Source organism: Streptomyces albidoflavus (assembly GCF_000719955.1).
Classification (GTDB): Bacteria; Actinomycetota; Actinomycetes; order Streptomycetales; family Streptomycetaceae; genus Streptomyces; species Streptomyces albidoflavus.
Map to the genome: position 1 here is coordinate 351838 of NZ_JOII01000004.1, position 21719 is coordinate 373556.

The window sequence follows — 21719 nt, forward strand, 5'->3', positions numbered from 1 at the left end:
CCGCCGGAAGCCCGCGCGACGGCGGTAGCGTGCCGGTCGCGGCCCGGCCGGGGAACACGCCGTCGGGCGACCGGACGAAGGGCTGATCAGGATGACCACGGCGGAAGCAGGCCAGAACCCTCCCGGCGGCGCGGACGCCCCGCCGCCCGAGGGCGGCGAGGGGCCCGCCGACGAGGGCACCCCCGTACAGCGCCACTACCACCACCCGGCCGCGGGCTGGGGCGCGGCGAAGAGCGTGACGCACGTCCTGGCGAAGGAGCGGGCCTTCGTCGACGGCCCACGCGCCATCTTCAAGATGAACCACGAGAACGGCGGTTTCGACTGCCCGGGCTGCGCGTGGCCGGACGACACCAAGGGACTCAAGCTCGACATCTGCGAGAACGGCATCAAGCACGTCACCTGGGAGATGACGCCCAAGCGGGCGGGGCGCGAGCTGTTCGCCAGGCACTCCGTCTCCGAGCTGGCCACCTGGACCGACTTCGCGCTGGAGGACACCGGCCGGCTGACCGAGCCGATGGTCTACAACCCGGAGACCGACCACTACGAGCCGATCACCTGGAAGGCCGCCTTCGAGCTGGTCGGCCGGGAGCTGCGCGCCCTGGACGACCCGAACGAGGCGTCCTTCTACACCTCGGGCCGGCTCGGCAACGAGGCGACCTTCCTGTACCAGCTGTGGGCCCGCGAGTTCGGCACCAACAACCTCCCCGACTGCTCCAACATGTGCCACGAGGCGTCCGGCCGCGCCCTCACCGCGGCCCTCGGCACCGGCAAGGGCACCGCGGACCTCGCGGACTGGGAGTCGGCCGACGCGCTCTTCATCATGGGCGTCAACGCCGCCTCCAACGCCCCGCGCATGCTCACCGCGCTGGCCGAGGCGTACGACCGGGGCGCGCAGATCGTGCACGTCAACCCGCTGGTGGAGGCGGCCGCCACCCGGACCATCGTGCCGCACGACTTCCTGGACATGGCGCTCTTCAAGCCGACCCGCACCAGCACCCTCAACCTCCAGGTGCGGGCGGGCGGTGACATGGCGCTGCTGCGCGGGATGGCCAAGGCGGTGCTCGAGGAGTCGGCGACCGACCCCAACGCCCTGGACCGGGTCTTCATCGACCGCCACACGCACGGCTTCGAGGAGTACCGGGCGCTGTGCGAGGCGACGCCGTGGGAGGAGCTGGAGCGGCAGTCGGGGCTCAGCCGCCAGGACATCCTGAAGGCGGCCCAGGTCTACTCGCGGGCCGACCGCACCCTCATCAGCTGGTGTCTGGGCGTCTCCCAGCACGAGCACGGGGTGGACACGGTCCGGGAGATCGTCAACGTGCTGCTGCTCCGGGGGAACCTGGGCCGCGAGGGCGCTGGTCCCTCCCCGGTGCGCGGGCACAGCAACGTCCAGGGCAACCGCACCTCCGGCATCGACCACCGCCCGGCGCCGGAGTTCCTGGACATGCTCGCCGAGGCGTGCGGCATCGACCCGCCGCGCGAGCACGGCCTCGACACCGTGGGCACCATCGCGGCGATGCACGAAGGCAAGGTCAAGGTCTTCGTCGGCATGGGCGGCAACTTCGTGATGGCGGCGCCCGACACCCCGTACACCGCCGAGGGCATGCGCAAGTGCGAGCTGACCGTGCAGGTCAGCACCAAGCTGAACCGGAGCCATGTCGTCCACGGCAGGAAGGCGCTGATCCTGCCGTGTCTGGGGCGCACCGAGAAGGACCACCAGCGCCGGGGGATCCAGTCGACCTCGGTCGAGGACTCGATGAGCATGGTGCACCTGTCGGTCGGCATGAAGCGCCCGGCCTCCCCGCACCTGCTCTCGGAGCCGGCCATCATCGCCGGGATGGCGCGGGCGACGCTGCCCGACAGCGCCACGCCCTGGGAGAAGTACGTCGAGGACTACGACCGCATCCGGGACACCATGTCCGTGGCGCTGGACGGCTTCGAGGACTTCAACCGGCGGGTGCGGCTGCCGCTGGGCTTCCGCATCAAGCAGCCGGCCCGGGAGCTGATCTTCTTCACGCCGTCGCAGCGGGCCGAGTTCTCCACCGCGCCGCTGCCGGACGTGGTGCCCCGGGACGAGGAGGTGCTGATCCTCCAGACGATGCGCTCGCACGACCAGTGGAACACCACGATCTACTCCGACGACGACCGGTACCGGGGCATCAAGAACCTGCGCACCCTGATCCTCATGAACGCCGCCGACATGCGGGCCCGCGGCATCTCCCCAGGCAGCCTGGTCGACATCGCGGCCACCTCCAAGGACGGCAGCATCCGCACCCTGAACGAGTACCGGGCGCTCGCCTACGACATGCCCCGGGGCTGCGCGGCCGGATACATGCCGGAGATGAACGTGCTCATCGGCAAGGCCGATTACAGCACCCAGAGCGACCAGCCGCTGATGAAGAACGTCCGGGTGAAGGTCACGCCCAGCGGAGTGCCCGCCCGGCCGATGGTGCTGCCCGCCTCCTGACGGGCCGTCGTGGCTCCTGGAACGGCTCGGCCGCTCAGCGGGCGAGGCGTTCCAGGAGCAGGTACGCGCGCTGTTCGGCGGCGGCCAGCGCGGCCGGGTCGAGTTCGGCGGGCAGGAGTTCGCCCGCCGCCGCGTCGTCCGCCTCACGCAGCTCCACCACGGCGGCGGCGAGGCGGGCCTGTGCCACCGGGAAGGTGCCCACCAGGCCGTCGGCGAGGGCGTCCCGGGCGCGGTCGGCGGCCCGTTCGCAGGCGGCCAGCGCCCGGACCGCCCGCACGGAGGCGTGGTCGTGGACGACCAGCAGGGCGCAGGCCAGCCCGACGGCGATGCCGATGGCGCTGCCCGCCGCCCGGTCCAGGACGAGGGCTCCGGCGGGTTCGGGGGCGGCGAGGTCGCTGAGCAGCAGGGCGAGCGGTGTCAGGAAGACGATGCCCAGTCCGTAGTTGCGGGCGACCACGTACTCCAGCAGGAACTCCAGTACGACGATCACCAGGATCAGTGTGCGGGCCGTGGGGCCGGCCGCCAGCACGCCGAAGGCGATCAGCAGGCCGGCCGTGGTGCCGAGGGCCCGCTGGACGGCCCGCTGGGAGGCGGTCCGGACGTTGACGGAGTGCAGGACGGCGGCGGCCGAGACGGCCGCCCAGTAGCCGTGCCCGAGGTCGAGGGCGAGCGCGGTCCCGCCCGCCAGTCCGGTGCCGAGCACCATCCGCAGGGCGGGGACGACCAGGACGCGCAGGCGGTCCCGGAGGTCTCCGGGGCTCGGGCCCAGGGCCAGCTGGGCGGCGCGCAGTTCGGTGAACCGGCCGCGGGCCCGGCCGGCGGGGGACGGGGCCCCGGCGCCGGTCGGCGCGGCCGCGTCAAGGCGGGCCAGTTCCGGCAGCAGCACGGCGGTGCGGCGGCGCCGGTCGGCCAGGAGGCGGGCCTGTGCGCGCAACAGGTGGGCGAGGCCCACCGGGGTGTTCTCCCGGTGGAGTCCGGAGCCGATCAGCAGCGACCAGGAGAGGTCGGTGAGCCGGACGCAGACCCCGCCGCGGCCCTCCGGGTCGGCCGGGGCCGGCGGTCCCAGCCCCACCGACTGGTACGCGCGCAGCACGGCGGCGGTGGCGCGGGTGCGGGCGGCGCCCTCGCGGTCCTGGGAGAGGGGCGTCTCGCGCAGCGCGGCGAGGGAGCGCAGGGCGGCGGCGACCGCCAGGCGCTGCGGCCGGTCGGGGTGGACCAGCACTCCGAGGACGGCCAGCAGCCAGGCGGCGGCCGCGCCGAGCGCCGTCAGCGCGGTGTAGCGGGGGATGGACTCGTAGGCGGGGGTGCTGTTGGCGGCCACCGCGAAGGCGAAGAGGAGGAGGACCGCGCCGAGCCCCCGCAGCCGTGTCGCGTCGCAGACGAACTTGGCGGCCCCCGCCACCAGGGCGGTCGCCGCGATGACCACGGCGGCGCCCCCGGCCTGTTCCCTCGGCTGGGCCCAGGCGGCGAGCGCCGAACCGCCCGCCACGCAGGCCGTCACGGCCAGAGCCACCAGGGCGAGGGCGCGGGCCCGCCGGGGGTAGGGGAGGTTGCGGCCGAAGGTGGTGGTGAAGGCGCCGAGCATCCCGTAGACGGCGTCCTCGGGGCGGCCGGCGACCACCAGCGGGAGAGCGGCCAGGGCCATGGCGAGCGCCGCGCGCAGGGCGAAGGTGAAGGCGCCGTCCACCTGGTGCAGGGTGAAGGCGCCACGGGGCGAGAGCACCCGTGCCACCGAGCGCCGCCGTCCGGCCGTGGCCGCCGCGGGCTGGGAGGTGCGCGAACGACGCATATCCGCTGTATACCACCTGAATCGCTGCTGATCGGGTCGTGCCGGGGCGGGAGCCGGTGGGTCCGGCCGGTTCAGCAGGCGCCCACCCACTCCTCGGTGCCGTCGGCGAAGAGCTGGTGCTTCCAGACCGGTACGTCGTGCTTGACGCGCTCGACGAGGTCGGCGCAGGCGGCGAAGGACTCGGCGCGGTGCGGGCAGGAGACGGCGGCGATCACCGCGACCTCGCCGATCCGCAGCAGACCGGTCCGGTGCACGACGGCCAGCGCCAGCACCGGGTGGTTGGCTGCGACCTTCCCGGCCACCTCCCGCAGGAACCGTTCGGCGTGGGGGTGAGCGCTGTACTCCAGCGCGTCCACCGCCCTGCCGCCGTCGTGGTCGCGGACGGTGCCGACGAAGAGGGCGGTGGCTCCGGCCGCGTCGTCGCCGACGGCCGCGTACACCTCGTCGGGGGAGAGCGGTGTGTCCCGCAGCGCGAGCAGGCGGATCGGGTCGGTGAGCGTCCGGGGGTGGGGCATGGCGTGGTCCTGGAGGAAGGGAGGGAGGGGTGGTGCGCGGCGGGCCGGGTCAACCGGTGGGCAGGGGCAGCACCGTCACGTACTCCCCCTCGGTGGCGCCGCCGGGCGGGAGCACGGCGAGGTGGTCGGCGCGGGCGAGACCGCGGAGCATGGCCGGTCCGTCGTACGGGAGCGGGGTGACGCCGTTCTCGGCGCGGCGCACCGGGACGAGCCGGGTGTCCGCCGGGTGGCCGGGCAGCGCGGCGGCGGCCCTGGCGCGGTGCGGTGCGTCCGGGGTGCGGCCGCCGAGGCGGCCGAGCAGCGGGGCGGCGAGCGTCACCAGTCCGGCGACGGCGGCGAGCGGGTTGCCGGGCAGGCCGACGAGGTGACGCGCGGGGCGGGGCCCGGTGCCCGGCAGCGCGGCCAGCAGCATCGGATGGCCGGGGCGGACGGCGACGGAGTCGACCAGCAGCTCGGCGCCGTTCGCCCGCAGCGCCCGGTGCAGGAAGTCGACCGGCCCGGCGGCGGTGCTGCCGGTGGTGACGACGACGTCGGCGGGCGACCGGCGGACGGCCTCGGTCAGCGGTGCGGCGGCGTCGGGGACGCGGTGGTGGCCGGTGACCTCGGCGCCGAGGGCGTGCAGCCACGGCGGCAGCAGCGGGCCGAGGGCGTCGCGGACGCGGCCGTCGCCGGGGAGGCCGGAGGTCAGCAGTTCGTCGCCGAGGACGAGGAGTTCGACGGTGGGCCGCCGGTGCACCCTCAGCCGGTCGTGGCCGGCGGCGGCCGCCAGGCCCAGCACGGCCGGGGTGACGGTGGCGCCGGCCGGCAGGAGGGGGTCCCCGGTGCGGCACTCGTGGCCCTGGACGCGGATGTCGGTGCCGGGTGCCGCCCCCGGTGCGGCGGACCGGACGTGCAGGGTGCCGGTGGCCGGGTCGGTCGCGCCGTGTTCGCGGCGCAGGACGGCGGTGGCTCCGGCGGGGAGCCGGGCGCCGGTGGCGATGGGCGCGGCGGCACCGGGGCGCAGGGGCGCGGGCCGGGTCCCGGCCAGCAGCGTGCGGTCCTCCAGCCGCCAGGGCCCGGGGCCCGCCACGGCCCAGCCGTCCATCGCCGAGGTGTCGAACGGCGGCAGGTCGGTGCGGGCGGCCAGGGGTGCGGCGAGGGCGTGGCCCAACGCCTGGGCGGGTGCGAGCGCGGCGGCGGGGAGCGGCTGTACGGCGTCCCGGGCCGTCGCGCGGGCCTGCTCCCAGGTCACGGCTGGCCGGTCGGCCCGGGGCGCGCTCCGCCGCGCGGGCGCGGTGGTGTGGTGCGGCGTCATGAGGCGTCCCTCTCCTTCGCGTTCCGGTCCGCCCGGTGTCGGTGCCGGGCGGCGGGTCAGCCGCCGATGGCGGACATCGGGCGGTCGGGGCGGCGGAACTCCGGGCTGCCGATGGCGTGTCCGGGGCCCTTGCCCGCCAGGGCGGTGCGCCAGGCGGCCCCCAGGGCGTCGTCGTCGGCGCCGCCGCGCAGCAGGGCGCGCAGGTCGGACTCCTCGGTGGCGAAGAGGCAGGTGCGCAACTGCCCGTCGGCGGTGAGCCGGACCCGGTCGCAGCCTCCGCAGAACGGGCGGGTGACGCTGGCGATTACCCCGACCCGGGCGTCGGTCCCGGCGATCCGCCACTCCTCGGCGGGCGCGTGGTCCTGCCGCTCGACCGGGACCAGGTCGAAGCGGCGGCCGAGGCGGTCCAGGATCTCCTCGGCGGTGACCATCCGGTCCCGCTCCCAGGCGCCCTGGGCGTCCAGCGGCATCGACTCGATGAACCGCATCCGGTAGCCGCGCTCGACGGCGAAGGCGGCCAGATCGGCGATCTCGTCGTCGTTGACGCCCCGGACCGGTACGGCGTTGACCTTGACCGGTGCCAGTCCCGCGGCGTGGGCCGCGGCGAGCCCGTCGAGCACGTCGGGGAGGCGGTCGCGCCGGGTGAGGGCGGCGAAGCGTTCTGGACGCAGCGTGTCGAGACTGACGTTGACCCGGCTCAGCCCCGCCTCGCGCAGCGCCTCGGCGCAGCGGGCGAGGCCGATGCCGTTGGTGGTGAGGGAGAGTTCGGGGGCGGGGTCGAGGGCGGTGAGCCGGGCGACCAGGGCGGGCAGGCCGCGCCGGAGCAGCGGCTCCCCTCCGGTCAGCCGGACCTCGGTGATCCCCAGCCGCCGGGTGGCGGTGGAGACCAGGCGGACCACCTCGTCGTCGGTGAGCAGGCCGGCCTTGGGCAGCCAGTCCAGGCCCTCGGCGGGCATGCAGTAGGCGCACCGCAGGTTGCACCGGTCGGTGAGTGAGACCCGCAGGTCGGTGTGGACCCGGCCGAACCGGTCCACCAGCGGGGACGGGGCGTCGGCGTGACGCACGGGTCTGCCTTCTTCCTCTGCCCTGGGCAGTCATCGGTGGGCCGGCGCCTTATGACGCGCCGCCGAACGGGAGAAAAGCGAAAGGCCGATCTGCCTTTCCGTTTTTCCGTCTTTCCCGGACGCTCTTCACCATCGGCCATCGCCGCCCGCAAGTCAAAGCGGACCCTTCGATGGCACGATAAGTACGGTCTACCGAACAGCTTCCATGTACCCAGGTGGTGCGGGCGGTGCGCGAAGGCCGCAGAGAGAGCGGTCGCCACGAGCAGCGCTTTTGATAGGTCACGCCGATCACGTCATCGGCGCGACCTCTTTGACTCGGCCCGCCGGGCTGCTGGATGCTTCCCCGGCCAGGGGCGGCAATTCATCGCTTCCGGAGCGGGAAACGCGTTCCTCCATTCCGCGTTTCCGTATTCCGAATTTCCGGTCACCGGCTGCCCCGCAAGCAGCGACGAGAGGCGGACCAGCATCATGAGCGGCATCGAGGACCCGGTGGACGACCTGTCGGTCACCCCGCCCAAGACGTGGGCGACCGGTGTCCCGGCCGTGACGCACGCCCTGGAGTACGCGCTCGGCCAGACGTCGGTGCGCCGCACCGCGCTGACCCTGCTCAACATCAACCAGGCCAAGGGCTTCGACTGTCCGGGCTGCGCCTGGCCGGAGCCCGCCCCCGGCAAGCGGCACAGGAACGAGTACTGCGAGAACGGCGGCAAGCACATCGCCGACGAGGCGACCTCGCGCCGGGTGACCGCCGGCTTCTTCCGCGAGCACTCGATCGCGGAGCTGGACGCCAAGTCCGACTACTGGCTGAACCAGCAGGGCCGGCTGACCGAACCCATGGTCAAGCGCCCGGGCGCCACGCACTACGAACCGGTCGGCTGGGACGAGGCGTTCGGCATCCTCGCCGACGAGCTGCGCTCCCTCGCCTCCCCGGACGAGGCGCTCTTCTACACCTCGGGGCGGCTCAACAACGAGGCGGCGTTCCTGCTCCAGCTCTTCGCCCGCGCCTACGGCACCAACAACCTGCCCGACTGCTCCAACATGTGCCACGAGTCGAGCGGTTCGGCGCTCGGCGAGACGCTCGGCATCGGCAAGGGCAGCGTCTCGCTCGACGACATCCACGAGGCCGACCTGGTCTTCGTGATGGGGCAGAACCCGGGCACCAACCACCCCCGGATGCTCTCCGCGCTGGAGGAGACCAAGCGGAACGGCGGGCAGGTGGTGGCGGTCAACACGCTGCCCGAGGCCGGGCTGATGCGGTTCAAGCACCCGCAGAAGGCGCGCGGGGTGATCGGCCGGGGCACCGAGATCGCCGACCAGTTCCTGCACATCCGGGCCGGCGGCGACCTCGCCCTCTTCCAGGCCCTCAACCTGCTGCTCCTTGAGGCGGAGGACGAGGCGCCGGGCACCGTCCTCGACCACGCCTTCATCGCCTCGGACACCACCGGCTTCGAGACGTTCGCGGAGCACGCCCGCAAAACCCGCTGGGAGGACGTGCTGGAGGCGACCGGCCTGACCCGCGAGGAGATCGAGGAGGTCCACCGGCGCGTCCTGGCCGGCCGCAAGGTCATCGTCTGCTGGGCGATGGGGCTGACCCAGCAGAAGCACGGCGTGCCGAGCATCCGCGAGATCGTCAACTTCCTGCTCCTGCGCGGCAGCATCGGGCGCCCCGGCGCGGGCGTCTGCCCGGTGCGCGGCCACAGCAACGTGCAGGGTGACCGCACCATGGGCGTGTGGGAGCGGATGCCGCAGGAGTTCCTGGACGCGCTGGGCCGCGAGTTCTCCTTCACCCCGCCCGCCCACCACGGCCTGGACGCGGTCGACTCGATCCGCGCCATGCGCGACGGCCGGGCCTCGTTCTTCCTCGGGGTGGCAGGCAACTTCGTCCGCGCCACCCCCGACAGCGAGGTCACCGAGGCGGCGCTGCGCCGCTGCCGGCTGACCGCGCAGATCTCCACCAAGCTCAACCGCTCGCACACCGTGTGCGGCGAGACGGCGCTCATCCTGCCGACGCTGGGCCGCAGCGACCGGGACGTCCAGGAAGGGGGCTTGCAGTTCTACACGGTGGAGGACTCGATGAGCGAGGTGCACGCCTCACGCGGCCGCCTCGCCCCGGCCTCCCCGCACCTGCTCAGCGAGGTCGCGATCATCTCCCGCCTGGCCCGCCGCACCCTCGGCGACGAACCGGCCATCCCCTGGGAGGAGTTCGAGCGGGACTACGGCACGATCCGGGACCGGATATCGCGCGTGGTACCGGGGTTCGAGGAGTTCAACGCCCGCGTGGACCGCCCCGGCGGCTTCACCCTGCCCAACCCGGTCAACGAGGGCGTCTACCCGACCCCCAGCGGCAAGGCCGTCTTCACCCGCAACGAGTTCACGATGCTGCGGGCCCCCGAGGGCCACCTCATCCTCCAGACCCTGCGCTCCCACGACCAGTGGAACACCGTCCCGTACGCGATGAACGACCGGTACCGCGGCATCCACAACGCCCGCCGGGTGGTCCTGGTCAACCCCGCCGACCTGGCCGCCCTCGGCCTCGCCGACCGCGACCTGGTCGACCTGGTCGGCGTCTGGGAGGACGGCCGCGAGCGCCGCGCCCCCGCCTTCCGCGTCGTCTCCTACCCGACCAGCCCGGGCTCGGCCGCCGCGTACTACCCGGAGACCAACGTCCTGGTCCCCCTCGACAGCGTCGCCGACATCAGCAACTGCCCGACCTCGAAGGGGGTCGTGGTCCGGCTGGAACCGACGGCCGCCGGCGGCTGAGGGCGAGCGCCGATGGAGGCCTCCCCCGCGACGGCCCCACCCGCCGTCCCTCGCTGGCTCCCGGCGGGAGCGGCGCTGGCCGCCGCCGGGTGGGGTGCCAACCAGTTCACCCCGCTGGCGGCGGTCCACCGCACCCAGGAGCAGTGGCATCCGGTGCTGGTCACCGTCCTGTTCACCGCCTACCTGCCGGGGCTGCTGCCCGGGCTGCTGCTGGGCGGCCCGGCGGCCGACCGGTTCGGGCGCCGGCGCGTGGTGCGGGCGGCCCTGCTCCTGTCGGCGGCCGCCAGCGCCCTGCCGACGGCCGCCGCCCCCTCCCCCGCCGCCGTCTGCGCCGGACGCCTGGCGACCGGGGTGGCGGCCGGTTTCGCCCTGTCGGCGGGCACCCGCTGGCTGCGTGAACTCTGCGCCGCCGCCGGGCGGTCCGGGGCCGGGGAGCGCCGGGCCGCCTACGCCACCGGGGCCGGGCTCGCCGGCGGGGCACTGGCCGCCGGGATGCTCGCCGAGTGGCTGCCGGCGCCGACGGTGCTGCCCTGCCTGGTCCACGCGGCACTGGCCCTGCTGGCGCTAGCCGCCACCACCTGCGCACCCGAGACCACGGGCGGCACGGCGGGGGCGCCGCTCCGGCTCGGCGGCTGGTGCCGCCGCACCGTGGGCCACCCCCGCTTCGTCTGGGTGGTCCTCCCGGCCAGCCCGGCCGTCTTCGGCGCGGCCACCGTGGCGTACGTGGTGCTGCCGCCGCTGGTCGCCGACGAGGTCCCCGGGTACGCGCCGCTCTTCAGCGGCGTGGTCGCGGCGCTGACCCTCTCGGTGGGCGTCGTCGCGCAGCCGCTGGCGGTGCGGCTGCACCACGCCCGCACGGCGCGGGCCACGCTGGCCGGCATGGTCACCGTGATCGGCGGGCTGCTGGTGGGCGCGCTGGCCGCGTACGGGGACTCGGTGGCGCTGGTGCTGGTGGCGGCGGTGCTGCTGGGGGCCGGGTACGGGCTGACGCTCGGTTCGGGGCTGCTGGAGATCGCGCGGCTGGCTCCGCCGAGCGCGCTGCCCTCCACCGCCTTCCTCCACCAGGGCGCGGCCTACAGCGGCTTCCTGACCCCGCTGCTGCTGGCCGTCACCGCCGGGGCGGCCCCGTACCCGGCGCTGCTCACCGGCATGGCGGTGGTGGGGCTGCTCTGCCTCTGGGTCACGGCCCGGTTCAGCCGGGGCAATCCGCAGTGACGGCCGGGCATACCCCTTCCCCCACCGGAGTGTCTCGGCGGCCCGCGCCGAGGAGAGGAGTCGGACCATGGGTCGTGTGACCGCCCGGCGCCGGGTGCTGCACGCGGCCGGGGAAGTGGCCGGTATCCGGTACTGCGCCGGGGCCACCTCCGACGGCGGCAACACGTACAACGTCGTGGACGTCGTCCTGGCGCGCGGCGTGGCCGCCCCCGACCCCTCGCTGGAGCGGAACTTCACCACCACCTCCGCCTGCGGGCTGTGCGGCAGGGCGAGTCTGGAGGCGGTCCGCACCAAGGTGACCTGGCCGGTCGCCGGGGACCCGCTGCGGCTGGACACGGAGACGCTCACCGCGCTGCCCGAGCGGCTCCGGGCGGCCCAGCGGGTCTTCGACGCCACCGGCGGGCTGCACGCGGCCGGCCTGTTCACCGCCGAGGGCGAACTGCTCTGCCTGCGTGAGGACGTCGGGCGGCACAACGCCGTCGACAAGTTGATCGGCCACGCCCTGCGGTCGGGGCTGCTGCCGCTGCGCGGAACGGTGCTGATGGTCAGCGGCCGGGCCTCCTTCGAGCTGGTGCAGAAGGCGGCGATGGCCGGCATCCCGGTGCTGGCCGCCGTCTCGGCGCCCTCCTCCCTCGCCGTGGACCTGGCCGAGGAGGCCGGGCTGACCCTGGTCGGCTTCCTGCGCGGCACGTCGATGAACGTGTACACGGGGGCCAGGCGGCTGCTGACGGGCGGGCCGGGGGCACCCCGACTGGCGCCGGGGCGCGCGGTCGGGTAGACCCGTGGCGTGCTGTTCCGTCAACTCGAATACCTGGTCGCCCTCTCCCGGGAGCACCACTTCGCCCGTGCCGCCCAGGCGTGCCACGTCTCCCAGCCGGCGCTCTCCGAGGCGCTGCGCAAACTGGAGGAGGAACTCGACGTCCAACTGGTCCGCCGGGGCCGGAAGTACGAGGGGCTGACCCCCGAGGGCGAGCGGATCGTGGTGTGGGCGCAGCGCATCCTCGCCGACCGGGACGCCCTCAAGGACGAGGTCGGGGCCTTGCGGACCGGGCTGAGCGGCCGGATGCGGATCGGCTCGGTGCCGACCGCCTCCGGCGCGGTCTCCCTGCTGACCGCGCCGTTCACCGCCGCCCACCCGCTGGTGACGGTGGAGGTGGTGACCGACCTGCGTTCGCAGGACATCCTGCGGCAGCTGCGGAACTTCGAGATCGACGCGGGGATCACCTATCTCCGCCCGGGCCTGCCGGAGAACGTCGCCACCCTCCCGCTCTACCAGGAGCGGTACGTGCTGCTCACCAGCGCCGCCGACGATCTCGCCCGGCGGGCCTCGGCCACCTGGGCGGAGGCGTCGCTGCTGCCGCTGTGCCTGCTGACCGAGGCCATGCAGGGCCGCCAGGTGGTGGACCAGGTCTTCGCCGAGGCGGGGCTGCGGCCCGTGCCCCGGGTCGAGACGGACTCGGTGGCGACGCTCTTCGCCCACGTCCGCACCGGCAACTGGGCCAGCGTCGTGCCGCACACCTGGCTGCACGTCTTCGGGGTGCCGCACGGCATGCGCGCCCTGCCGCTGGTCGACCCGGTGCGGGCGGTCCCGGTGGGCCTGGTGGTGACCGCCCGCGAACCAGGTTCGGCGATGGCCCGGGCCCTGACCGAGGTCGCCCGCCACACCGACGTGGCGGGGGCGCTGGAGCGCCTGCCCGGGGCCCCGGACCTTCCCTGAGGTATCAGGGCGCGAAGGGCGGGGCGGCGAGGTCGAGGGTGAGCAGGTTGCGCCAGTCGTTGGTGAAGACGGCGCGGCTCCCCTCGAAGCGCACGGCGACGAAGGGGTTGGAGAGGTACATGACGGCGACCCAGCACAGGGCGCCGTCCGGGGCGAGCCGGGCCAGGTGGCCGATGTTCCCCATGCCGCCGCCTCCGCCGGTGAGGTGGCCCGACCCGTCCGGCAGCGGGCTCCCGAAGCAGGGGTCGGCCTCCAGCGTGCCGTCCTCCGCGATGATCCGGGCCACGTCGACCGGGCCGCCTACGCGCAAGGGGATGGGCCGACCCGCCTCCGGGTGGTAGGCGCCGGGGCCCTCCACCCGCAGCGCCAGCCCCGTGTCGTCCGGCCGGTACAGGGCGTCGCCGAACGGCATCTCCCCGGCGGCCCACAGCTCCTGGACTCTGCCCATCCCCCGCCCTCCCCGTCGCTCCGCCTGCGCGCGGAGGTGCCGGGCGGAGCGTAGCGGAGGCGGTGCCGGAACGGTGTGACGGCCGTTCAGCGGAGCTATGCGCCCCTTCTGCCCGGCTTTGGGAGGTTCTCGACTATCTTGCCGCCATGAGTATCGTGCTGCCGCTCCCCGCGGTTCCCAGGCTGGCCGTGTCGATCGCCGTCGGGGCGGTGGTGGGTGTGGTGGTCGGCCTGCTGGTCGACCCGGTGCTGGCCGTGCTGGCGGCGATCGGCGCGACGGAGGCGGTCTTCGTACTGGCGGGCTGGACGGTGCTGTGGCGGATGGACGCGCCGGCCACCCATCACAACGCGCGGCGCGAGAACTTCCGCCCGCTCGTGGAGGAACTGGCCGTGGTGGCCACCGCCCTGTGCGGGCTGGTCGGCATCGTCATCCTGCTGCTCATCGGCAACACCGCCCGGGGCCACGCCGCCGCGGCCACCGCCCTCGGCGGCGTCTTCATGGCCTGGGCGGCGGTCCACCTGATGTACGCCACCCGCTACGGATACCTGTACTACCTCGGCGAGCAGGGCGGCATCGACTTCAACCAGGAGCGGCCCCCGACGTACCGGTACTTCCTCTACTTCAGCTACAACCTCGGCATGACCTACCAGGTCTCCGACACCAATGTCTCCGACCCCACCGTCCGCTCGGTGGTGCTCCGGCACTGCCTGCTGTCGTACGTCTTCGGGACCGGCATCCTGGCCACCGCCATCAACCTGGTCATCGGCATCGTCGGCGGGTGACCGGGAGGTTCGTCACCGGGCGGCGAGGGCCGGGCGGCGGGTCCCCCGGAGCGGTTCGGCCAGTTCCGCGAGGGCCCGCTCCAGGCCGTGCAGGTGGGTGAGGGCCGGCTCGTCGGCCGGCGCGTGGGCCGGGGAGCGCGGCGGGTGGGCCCGGGTGGTGCCGTCGGCGATGAGGGCCTGCACGGCGGCCTCCACCCGTACACAGGCCACGGTGAGGCGGTCGGTCCGCGAGCCCTCCGGGTCGGCGGCGACGGCGGCGAGGCCGCGCACCTCGTGGGCGCAGGCGTCGAGCAGGGCGAGCACCCGGCGGGCCCGGGCCTTGCGGTGGCCGAGCGGGCTCAGGGGGTGGACGAGCGGGGCGACGGAGACGCGTACGCGCTCCAGGAGCGCCTCCAGTTCGGCGACGCGCGGGGCGGGGTCGGCGCCCGGGGAGCCCGCGAGCCGGCCGGCCGCCTCGACGGCGCAGAGGTGGACGCAGCGCAACGCCCGCCGGACCCAGGCGTCGGTGGTCGTGTGCGTGGTCACGGGCAGGACGAGGAGGACGGCCAGGGCGGCGCCGACGGCACCCGCGAGGGTCTCGGCCAGGCGCAGCGCCAGCAGGCCGGGGTCGACGGTGCCGAGCATGCCGTAGAGGACGCCGACCAGGACGGTGACGAAGAAGATCATCCAGCTGTAGGAGACGGCGGCCACGTAGAAGATCCCGCCGACGCAGAGGGCCACCAGGACGGCCGCCGCGACAGGGTCGCCGTGCAGCGGGATCGCGACGCCGAGACCGGCCACGACGCCCGCGGCGGTGCCGAGGACCCGCCGGAAGCCGCGGACCAGCGTCTCGCCGCGTGAGGCGGTGTTGACGAAGATCCACCAGACGGTGCCGACGGCCCAGTACCAGCGCTCGTCGGAGAGGGCCTGCCCGGCGGCGAGCGCGATCGCGCTCGCGGCGGTGGCCTGCACGGCCTGCCGGGTGGTGGGGCGGGAGAGTCCGCGCCCGCCCAGCGGCGCCGGGGCGGGCCTGGGTGCGGGCAGGCGCCGCTCGTAGCACCAGAGGCCGAAGCGGACGGCGGACGAGGTGAGCAGGGCCAGGACGACGGCAGCGGCGAGCTGGGGCAGCTGGGCGGGGACCGCGTGCAGGAACTGGGCTAGGAAGAAGCTCATGAAGGCGAAGATGCCCAGGGCGTTGCCGCGCGGGCCCCACCTGCGGGCGTACACGCCGAGGCCTGCCACGGCGAGGAAGGCGAGGTCGCGAGGGAGCGGCCGGTCGTGGAGCAGGACCGCCAGCGCGAGGACGGGGAAGCCGGCGGCGGGGAGCAGGGCGGTGGTGAGGGCCTGGCCGCGCACGGTGGCGTCGGTGACGGTGAACAGGGCGAGGAGGGCCGCGAGCCCGCCGGCGACGGCCATCGTCAGCGACTGCCCGGCCGTGCCCGAGACGGTCGCCGCCAGTCCGATGCCGAGTACCGCCCGGGCCGCGCTGCGCATCCGGACCAGCCCCGGGTCGGGGGCGACGAACTTCCTGATCATCCGCGTCCTCGGAGGTCGCGGCGCGTCCAGCCCCCTGCCCGTCCCCCGGCCCACGCCGTTCTTCCGCTGCTCCACCGTGTGCGTCCACCCCTGTTCCGTGGCGCGGCGCCGGGCGCCGGTCGCCTCGCGGCATCGAAAAGGCGCCGCTGGTCCGGTCCGGCTTCCTCGCCGTCCCGGCACGCTGCGGCGCCAGTAGGACACCTAGAGAAGCATCCTGGCGGGCAGTGGCTCAACCGGAGTCCCGAGGAGTGGGCCATTGGTACAGTCCCGGGCAGGAGATCCGTACCACGAGGAGGCCAACGGACCATGGTGGTCGACGCGCTGGACACCCGCATCCTGACGCTCCTGCTGGAGCAGCCCCGGACCAGCGTGCGGGAGTACGCGCGGCTGCTCGGCGTCGCCCGGGGCACCCTCCAGGCCCGGCTGGACCGGATGGAGCGGGACGGGGTCATCACCGGGACGGGGCCGTCGCTCTCGCCCGCGGCGCTGGGCCACCCGGTGCTCGCCTTCGTGCACATCGAGGTGACGCAGGGCCATCTCGACGAGGTGGGGGACGCGCTGGCGGCGGTGCCGGAGATCATCGAGGCGTTCTCGATCACCGGCGGCGGCGACCTGCTCACCCGGGTCGCGGCCCGGGACAACGGCCACCTGGAGGACGTCATCCAGCAGCTCATCAACCTCCCGGGGGTGGTGCGGACCCGGACCGAGGTGGCCCTGCGGGAGCGGGTGGCGCACCGGGTGCTGCCGCTGGTGGCCTCGGTCGCCGCCCGCAGGTGAGCCGGGCGGTCCGGCCCCTTTCTGCCATGCTGGGGCCATGGCGAACGTGACCGAGGCCGCACTCCCGGCGGTCGTCTTCGATCTGGACGGCACGCTGGTGGACAGCGAGCCGAACTACTTCGAGGCGGGCCGGGCCCTCCTGGAGGAGCACGGCGTGCCCGGCTTCACCTGGGCCGACCACGAGCGGTACATCGGGGTCAGCACCCGGGAGACGCTCGCCGACTGGCGGCGGCTGTACGGGCTCGGCGCCTCCCTGGACGCGCTGGCGGAGCAGCTGGACGACCGCTACCTCGCGCTGGCCCGGGCCGGCACGCCGGTCTTCGAGCAGATGGCGCTGCTGGTGGAGCGACTGCACCGGGCCGGGGTGCCGATGGCGGTCGCCTCCGGCTCCTCCGGCTCCGCGATCACCGCCGTCCTCACCGGCACCGGCCTCGACGACCTGCTCGGCCCCGCCGTCTCCGCCGAGGAGGTGCCCCGCGGCAAGCCCGCCCCGGACGTCTTCCTGGAGGCGGCCCGGCGGCTGGGCGCGGCCCCCGTCGACTGCGTGGTGGTCGAGGACGCGGAACCGGGCGTGGCGGCGGCGCTGGCGGCCCGGATGCGCTGCGTCGCGGTGCCCTCGGTGCCGCCCGCCGCCGACGACCCGGTCTTCTCGGCGGCCGGCCTCCTCTTCCCCGACGGCCAGCCCTCGTTCCGCGCTGCGGAGACATACGACTGGATCATGCGGGTCCCGGCCTGAGCCACGGCGCGGGGGCGGACCGGCCCGGCGGGTCTCACCGTCCCGGCGCGGACGGGGCGTCTCCGGGCTCGCAGTGCGTGGGGTGCGCGGGCTCCGGGAGGTGGACCTTGGCGGCCTCCGTCGCCTCGTACCGGTAGGGGCCGAGGCCCTGGAAGAGGGCAGCGCAGATCAGGCAGGCGGCGGCCAGGGCCAGCATCGCCGGGGCGTAGGAGCCGTGGCTCTCGCGGCTGACGCCGACGGCGGTGGCGGCCACCGCGCCGCCGATCTGGAAGACGGAGAAGGCGACGCCGTAGATCCGGCCGAAGGCGCGGCGCCCGAAGTAGCGGGGCACCAGGTAGCTGAGGACGTCGAACTCGGCGCCGATCAGCATCCCGGCCAGCGCCGCCGCGAGCAGGGCCGCCGGGAGGCCGGGCCCCGAGGCGAAGAGCAGGACCGCCACGACGCCGCCGAGGAGGTGCACCGTCATGACCCGGGCCACCGTGAAGCGGTCCAGCAGCCAGCCGGTCACGATCCTGGCGGCGACCAGGGCGAGGCCGAGGGCGACCGGCACCAGGTTGGCGGTGCTCGGGGCGATGCCCGCGTCGAGCAGCAGCGGGATCTGGTGGACGATGACGCCGGTGCCGACCGCGCCGAGCAGCAGGAAGGCGGCGAGGACGAGCCAGAACGGGCGGCGGGTCGCGGCGGTGCGCAGGGTGTCGCCGTCCGTCGCGACGCGGGCCGCACGCGGACCCGGTTCGGCCAGGAGGAAGAGGGCGACCGGGAAGGCGGCCAGCGCGACCGCCGCCAGTCCGAGGAAGGCGGTCCGCCAGCCGAAGGCGCCGATCAGCGCCCCGGTGAGGACGGGGACGAGGACGGTCCCGACGCCGATGCCGGAGTTGGCGATCCCCAGGGCCAGGCCCAGCCTGCGGTCGAACCAGCCCGCGGTGACGCGGAGGTAGGAGACCGGCCACAGGCCCGTACCGCAGAGCGGGATCAGCACCCAGCCCAGGTGGAACAGGAGCAGGCTGTCGGGGAGCCGGGCCATCGCCGCGAGCGAGAGCGCGAAGAGCGGGGCGCTGCACAGGATCACCCGGCGCCCGCCGAACCGGTCGACCAGCATCCCCTGCACGGGCGAGACGACGACGATGGTGAGGCTGAGCAGGGACGCGCCGACGCCGATCGCGGGCACCGGCCACCCGAACTCCTGGTGGAGCGGGGCGATGAACATCCCGAAGGTCATCACCGCGAGCACGCTGGGCCCGCAGGCGAGGCCGAGGGCCGAGGCGACCGCCGTACGCCACCCCGCCGCCTTCTCCGTCCGCATGGGCCGTCCTCCTCCGCGCCGGGTGGCGGACTCCGGCCCGCCCGGAGACGCCGAGCAGATCTTGGCCCCGGCGGCGCCCGGCGCGCCGGGGAACACGCTGCCGGTCCCCCGTACGTGGCCCCTCCCGCCCCTCAGCTGACACGCGGGAGGAACGGCCGCTCCCTCACGGGCGGCCGAGAATCACGGCGCCGTGGAGGCCGTCGGCGGAGAAGGCCGACATCGCGTCGAGTTCGGCGTCGGCGACGGGCAGGAGGTGGGCGTCGACCCAGCTCTCCCCCCGTTCGGCGCCGGTCCACGGGTCCTCGATGACCAGGGCGCCCGGTACGGCCCCGTGGCAGAGCACCCAGTGGGGCACGTCGAATCCCTGCATCCTGGTGAGCGAGACGAGGAGCAGCACCCGCTCGCCCCGCCCAACGGCCTCGCGGATCTCGCCGGCGGTCAGGGGACGTGGGTCGACGGGGACGCCGGTGCGGGCGGCGTCCTCGCGGGACATGCGCTGGAGGTCGGCGCGCCACTCCTGTTCGCTCTGCGGGTGGTGGCCGACGAGGACGGGCCCGTCCGTGTCGAGGCGGACCTCCACGGGGCAGGAGGGCCAGGCGCGCCGCACGGCCACCCCCAGTCCGACCGGTTCGCAGACGGGGAAGTTGGTGGCCTCGCGCCAGAGCGTCAGCTCGGCCCGCCGGTCGAGCGCCTCCGGCTCCAGCACTCCCGCGTGGGCCTGCGCCACCAGCGCGGTGACGGCGCCGCAGGTGAAGTGGGTGGTCTGGCCGTAGTAGGGGGGCTCGGCCACGGCACCGTCGTGCAGCAGGCGCACGTATCCGGTCTCCGGCCCGGCCTGCTCGCGCGTGACGGGAGGGCGGAGCGGGGTGAAGCCGGCCGCGGCGGCCTGCTCCGGCGTGGCCGTCCACCCCTCCCACTTGACCTGGGCGAGCCCCCGGCGGCGGGCGTGGGCCACGACGGCCTCGACGGCCGCCGGTACGTCGCCGACCGCGTCGACGATCTTCAGGTAGGAGGTGTGCGGGCGCGCCGACACGAGCGCGGCCGCCTTCCACTCCCCGTCGTCGCCGGGTACGCCCACCAGGTGCGGGGCGTGGGCGGAACGGTCGACGGTGTGCCAGCGCTCCGGTACCGCTCCCCCGAGCTTCGCCGGCACGGCCGGCGGGGCGTCGGGCGTGAAGGGGACGACGACGCTCCGCACGGTCGTTTCCTGCGGGGAAGGCATGGCGGGACTCCTGACGGGACGAAGGGGACGGGAGGGGGTCACGCGCGGGACCGCCGGAGCACCCAGACGAAGTACGGGGCGCCGACCAGGGCGATCATCAGGCCCGCGGGCAGCTGGGCGGGGGCGACGAGGGTACGGCCGAGGGTGTCGGCGACACAGACCAGCACGGCGCCGAGGAGCATCGCGACCGGGATCGAGCGGCCGTGGCGGGCGCCCACCAGGGCGCGGGCGAGGTGCGGGGCGACGAGCCCCACGAAGCCGACCACACCGACCGCGACCACGCTGACCGCCGCGAGCACCGCCGCGACGGCCAGGGCGGCCACCCGCGTCCGCTCCACCTTGACGCCGACGATGCGCGGGGTGTCCTCGTCGACGGCGAGCAGGTCGAGCCGGGACCGCATGGCCAGCAGCAGGGGCAGGGCCAGCGCCAGGGCGACGGCGACCGGGACGACGTCGGGCAGGGTGCGTCCGTAGGTGGTGCCGGAGAGCCAGGTGAAGATCCGGGGCGTGTTGTACGGGTCGGCGCGCAGCAGGAGGAAGGTGGTGACGGAGCTGAGGCCGTAGCCGCAGCCGATGCCGATCAGCACGAACCGGTCCGGCAGGAAGCCGCCGCGCCAGGCCAGCAGGGCGATCACCGCGAAGGTGGCGAGCCCCGCCGCGACCGCGACCATGATGAGCACCGGGCGTCCGCCGGGCAGGCCCGAGGTGACGACGGCCGCCGCGCCCAGCCCGGCGCCGGCGGTGATGCCGAGGACGCCCGGTTCGGCGAGGGGGTTGCGGACGGCGCCCTGCACGACGCAGCCGGCGAGGCCGAGGGCGGCGCCGGCGAGGACGGCGGCGAGGACGCGCGGGACCCGGTCGTCGAGGGCCTGCCCGATCAGCTCCGGGGCGGTTCCACCGAGCCAGAGCGCGAGGTCCCCGGTCCGCAGCCAGAGGCTGCCCGCCAGGACGGCGACGAGGGCCGCCCCGGCGAGGACCACGACCGAGCCCGCCACCACGAGGAGGAAGCCGCGGCGGGAGCGGGCGGCGACCTTGGCGGCGGGCGGCTGCCGGACCTGTCCGGTGTCGCGCAGGCGCAGCGCGAGGACGACGATGACCACGGCGCCGAGCAGGGCGGTGGGCACGCCGGTGGGGATGGCGGCGGCCCCGTCCGCGCCCTGGACGGCGCGCAGGACCGCGTCCGCGAGCAGGATGAGCAGGGCGCCGAGGAGTCCGGCGGCGGGCACCAGCAGCAGGTGGCGGCTGAGCGCGTGGACCCGCCCGGCGATGAGGCGGGCGAGGACGGGGGCGCCGAGGCCGACGAAGGAGATCGGCCCGGCGAGGGTGACCGCCGTGCCCGTCAGCAGGACCGCGCAGACCACCGCGACCACCCGGGTGGTCCGGATCGGCACGCCGAGGGTGGACGCGGCGTCGTCGCCGAGGTTCATCACGTCCAGCCGCCGGGAGAGGGCCAGCGCCACGCAGACCACGGCGGCGATCAGCGGGAAGGCCCGCAGGGAGGCGTCGATGTTCAGCTGGGCGAGCGAGCCGCTGCCCCAGGCGAAGAGCCCGGTGGTGTTCTGGTTGAACAGGATGAGCAGCATGCCGGTGGCCGCGTCCAGGGCCATCGCGATCGCCGATCCGGCGAGGACGAGGCGGGTCCCGGTGGTGCCCGCCGCGCGCCCGGCGACGAGCAGGACGAGGGCGGCGGCGACCAGGCCGCCGGCGAAGGCGGCGGCGCCGGAGGCCCAGAGCGGGACGGCGAGGCCGAAGGCGGCGACGAGCGTCAGCGTGAAGTAGGCCCCGGCGGTGACCGCGAGGGTGTCGGGCGAGGCGAGCGCGTTGCGCGTGACGGACTGGAGCAGCGCGCCGGCGCAGCCGAGCCCGAAGCCCACCGCGACGCCCGCGAACAGGCGGGGCAGGCGCGAGCCGGTGAAGATCTCGCCGACCGGTGCCCCGCCGGTGTGCTGTTCGCCGAGGAGGTGTCCCAGCAGGTCGCCGAAGCCGACGCCCGAGGTGCCCTGCGTCAGGTGCCACAGGCCGACCAGGACGGTGGCGAGGGCGAGGACGGCGAGGACGGCCACCCCGGCGGGGCCGCCGCCGCGCTCGGTGCGCGGCGCCGGCCCCGTCACGGGTGCC

Annotated in this window: 17 protein-coding genes; 8 read left to right on the plus strand and 9 right to left on the minus strand. The window is 75.0% G+C overall.

Annotation, left to right across the window (positions count from 1 at the left end; translation table 11 throughout):
* The first annotated feature begins 91 nt into the window (after nt 1–91).
* On the plus strand, nt 92–2464 hold the full coding sequence (locus IF45_RS0106395) for an FdhF/YdeP family oxidoreductase (protein ID WP_030306108.1): 2373 nt from the start codon (nt 92–94) through the stop codon (nt 2462–2464).
* 34 nt (nt 2465–2498) lie between these two features.
* Here the strand turns inward: IF45_RS0106395 and IF45_RS0106400 are convergent, their stop codons facing one another.
* The 4 genes from IF45_RS0106400 to moaA form a co-directional block, all read right to left on the minus strand.
* Nucleotides 2499–4253, minus strand: a complete 1755-nt coding sequence (locus IF45_RS0106400) for an FUSC family protein (RefSeq protein WP_030306109.1) — start codon at nt 4251–4253, stop codon at nt 2499–2501.
* 71 nt (nt 4254–4324) lie between these two features.
* Nucleotides 4325–4768 (minus strand): molybdenum cofactor biosynthesis protein MoaE, encoded by a 444-nt coding sequence (locus tag IF45_RS0106405; RefSeq protein WP_008412039.1) that lies wholly within the window; start codon nt 4766–4768, stop codon nt 4325–4327.
* A gap of 49 nt (nt 4769–4817) precedes the next feature.
* The gene (locus IF45_RS0106410; RefSeq protein ID WP_030306110.1) at nt 4818–6062 is read right to left on the minus strand and encodes a molybdopterin molybdotransferase MoeA; all 1245 of its coding nucleotides are present in this window, start codon (nt 6060–6062) and stop codon (nt 4818–4820) included.
* Nucleotides 6063–6118: 56 nt separating this feature from the next.
* Nucleotides 6119–7126: a GTP 3',8-cyclase MoaA gene (gene moaA, locus IF45_RS0106415; RefSeq protein ID WP_030306111.1), complete on the minus strand. Its 1008-nt coding sequence runs from the start codon at nt 7124–7126 to the stop codon at nt 6119–6121.
* 468 nt (nt 7127–7594) lie between these two features.
* On the opposite strand from moaA, the gene IF45_RS0106420 reads away from it, so the two are divergent.
* The 4 genes from IF45_RS0106420 (at nt 7595) to IF45_RS0106435 (ending at nt 12818) form a co-directional block, all read left to right on the plus strand.
* Nucleotides 7595–9886, plus strand: coding sequence for an FdhF/YdeP family oxidoreductase (locus tag IF45_RS0106420; RefSeq protein WP_030306112.1), 2292 nt, complete (start codon nt 7595–7597; stop codon nt 9884–9886).
* Between the two features lie 12 nt (nt 9887–9898).
* Nucleotides 9899–11101: an MFS transporter gene (locus tag IF45_RS0106425; protein ID WP_030306113.1), complete on the plus strand. Its 1203-nt coding sequence runs from the start codon at nt 9899–9901 to the stop codon at nt 11099–11101.
* A gap of 67 nt (nt 11102–11168) precedes the next feature.
* Nucleotides 11169–11879: a formate dehydrogenase accessory sulfurtransferase FdhD gene (fdhD, locus tag IF45_RS0106430; protein WP_030306114.1), complete on the plus strand. Its 711-nt coding sequence runs from the start codon at nt 11169–11171 to the stop codon at nt 11877–11879.
* 9 nt (nt 11880–11888) lie between these two features.
* Nucleotides 11889–12818 carry a LysR family transcriptional regulator gene (locus IF45_RS0106435; protein WP_030306116.1) on the plus strand — a complete coding sequence of 310 codons (930 nt, stop codon included), beginning with the start codon at nt 11889–11891 and terminating at the stop codon, nt 12816–12818.
* Between the two features lie 4 nt (nt 12819–12822).
* On the opposite strand, the gene IF45_RS0106440 is transcribed toward IF45_RS0106435, so the two are convergent.
* Nucleotides 12823–13266: a hypothetical protein gene (locus tag IF45_RS0106440; RefSeq protein ID WP_010640423.1), complete on the minus strand. Its 444-nt coding sequence runs from the start codon at nt 13264–13266 to the stop codon at nt 12823–12825.
* 146 nt (nt 13267–13412) lie between these two features.
* Here IF45_RS0106440 and IF45_RS0106445 point away from each other — a divergent pair, with 146 nt between their 5' ends.
* Nucleotides 13413–14048, plus strand: coding sequence for a DUF1345 domain-containing protein (locus IF45_RS0106445; protein WP_030306118.1), 636 nt, complete (start codon nt 13413–13415; stop codon nt 14046–14048).
* A 12-nt stretch (nt 14049–14060) separates the two neighbouring features.
* Here IF45_RS0106445 and IF45_RS0106450 read toward each other — a convergent pair whose 3' ends face one another.
* Nucleotides 14061–15563 carry an FUSC family protein gene (locus IF45_RS0106450; protein WP_030306124.1) on the minus strand — a complete coding sequence of 501 codons (1503 nt, stop codon included), beginning with the start codon at nt 15561–15563 and terminating at the stop codon, nt 14061–14063.
* 306 nt (nt 15564–15869) lie between these two features.
* Here IF45_RS0106450 and IF45_RS0106455 point away from each other — a divergent pair, with 306 nt between their 5' ends.
* On the plus strand, nt 15870–16340 hold the full coding sequence (locus IF45_RS0106455) for an Lrp/AsnC family transcriptional regulator (protein WP_030306126.1): 471 nt from the start codon (nt 15870–15872) through the stop codon (nt 16338–16340).
* 37 nt (nt 16341–16377) lie between these two features.
* Entirely contained in the window at nt 16378–17076 is a 699-nt protein-coding gene (locus tag IF45_RS0106460) for an HAD family hydrolase (RefSeq protein ID WP_030306129.1), read from the plus strand.
* Nucleotides 17077–17110: 34 nt separating this feature from the next.
* Here IF45_RS0106460 and IF45_RS0106465 read toward each other — a convergent pair whose 3' ends face one another.
* From IF45_RS0106465 to IF45_RS0106475, 3 genes are all read right to left on the minus strand, one after another.
* Nucleotides 17111–18379: an MFS transporter gene (locus IF45_RS0106465; RefSeq protein ID WP_030306131.1), complete on the minus strand. Its 1269-nt coding sequence runs from the start codon at nt 18377–18379 to the stop codon at nt 17111–17113.
* 163 nt (nt 18380–18542) lie between these two features.
* Complete coding sequence (locus IF45_RS0106470) at nt 18543–19601, minus strand: peptidase C39 family protein (protein WP_030306133.1); 1059 nt, start codon at nt 19599–19601, stop codon at nt 18543–18545.
* A gap of 38 nt (nt 19602–19639) precedes the next feature.
* The gene (locus IF45_RS0106475) at nt 19640–21712 is read right to left on the minus strand and encodes an iron ABC transporter permease (protein WP_030306135.1); all 2073 of its coding nucleotides are present in this window, start codon (nt 21710–21712) and stop codon (nt 19640–19642) included.
* Nucleotides 21713–21719 lie beyond the last annotated feature (7 nt).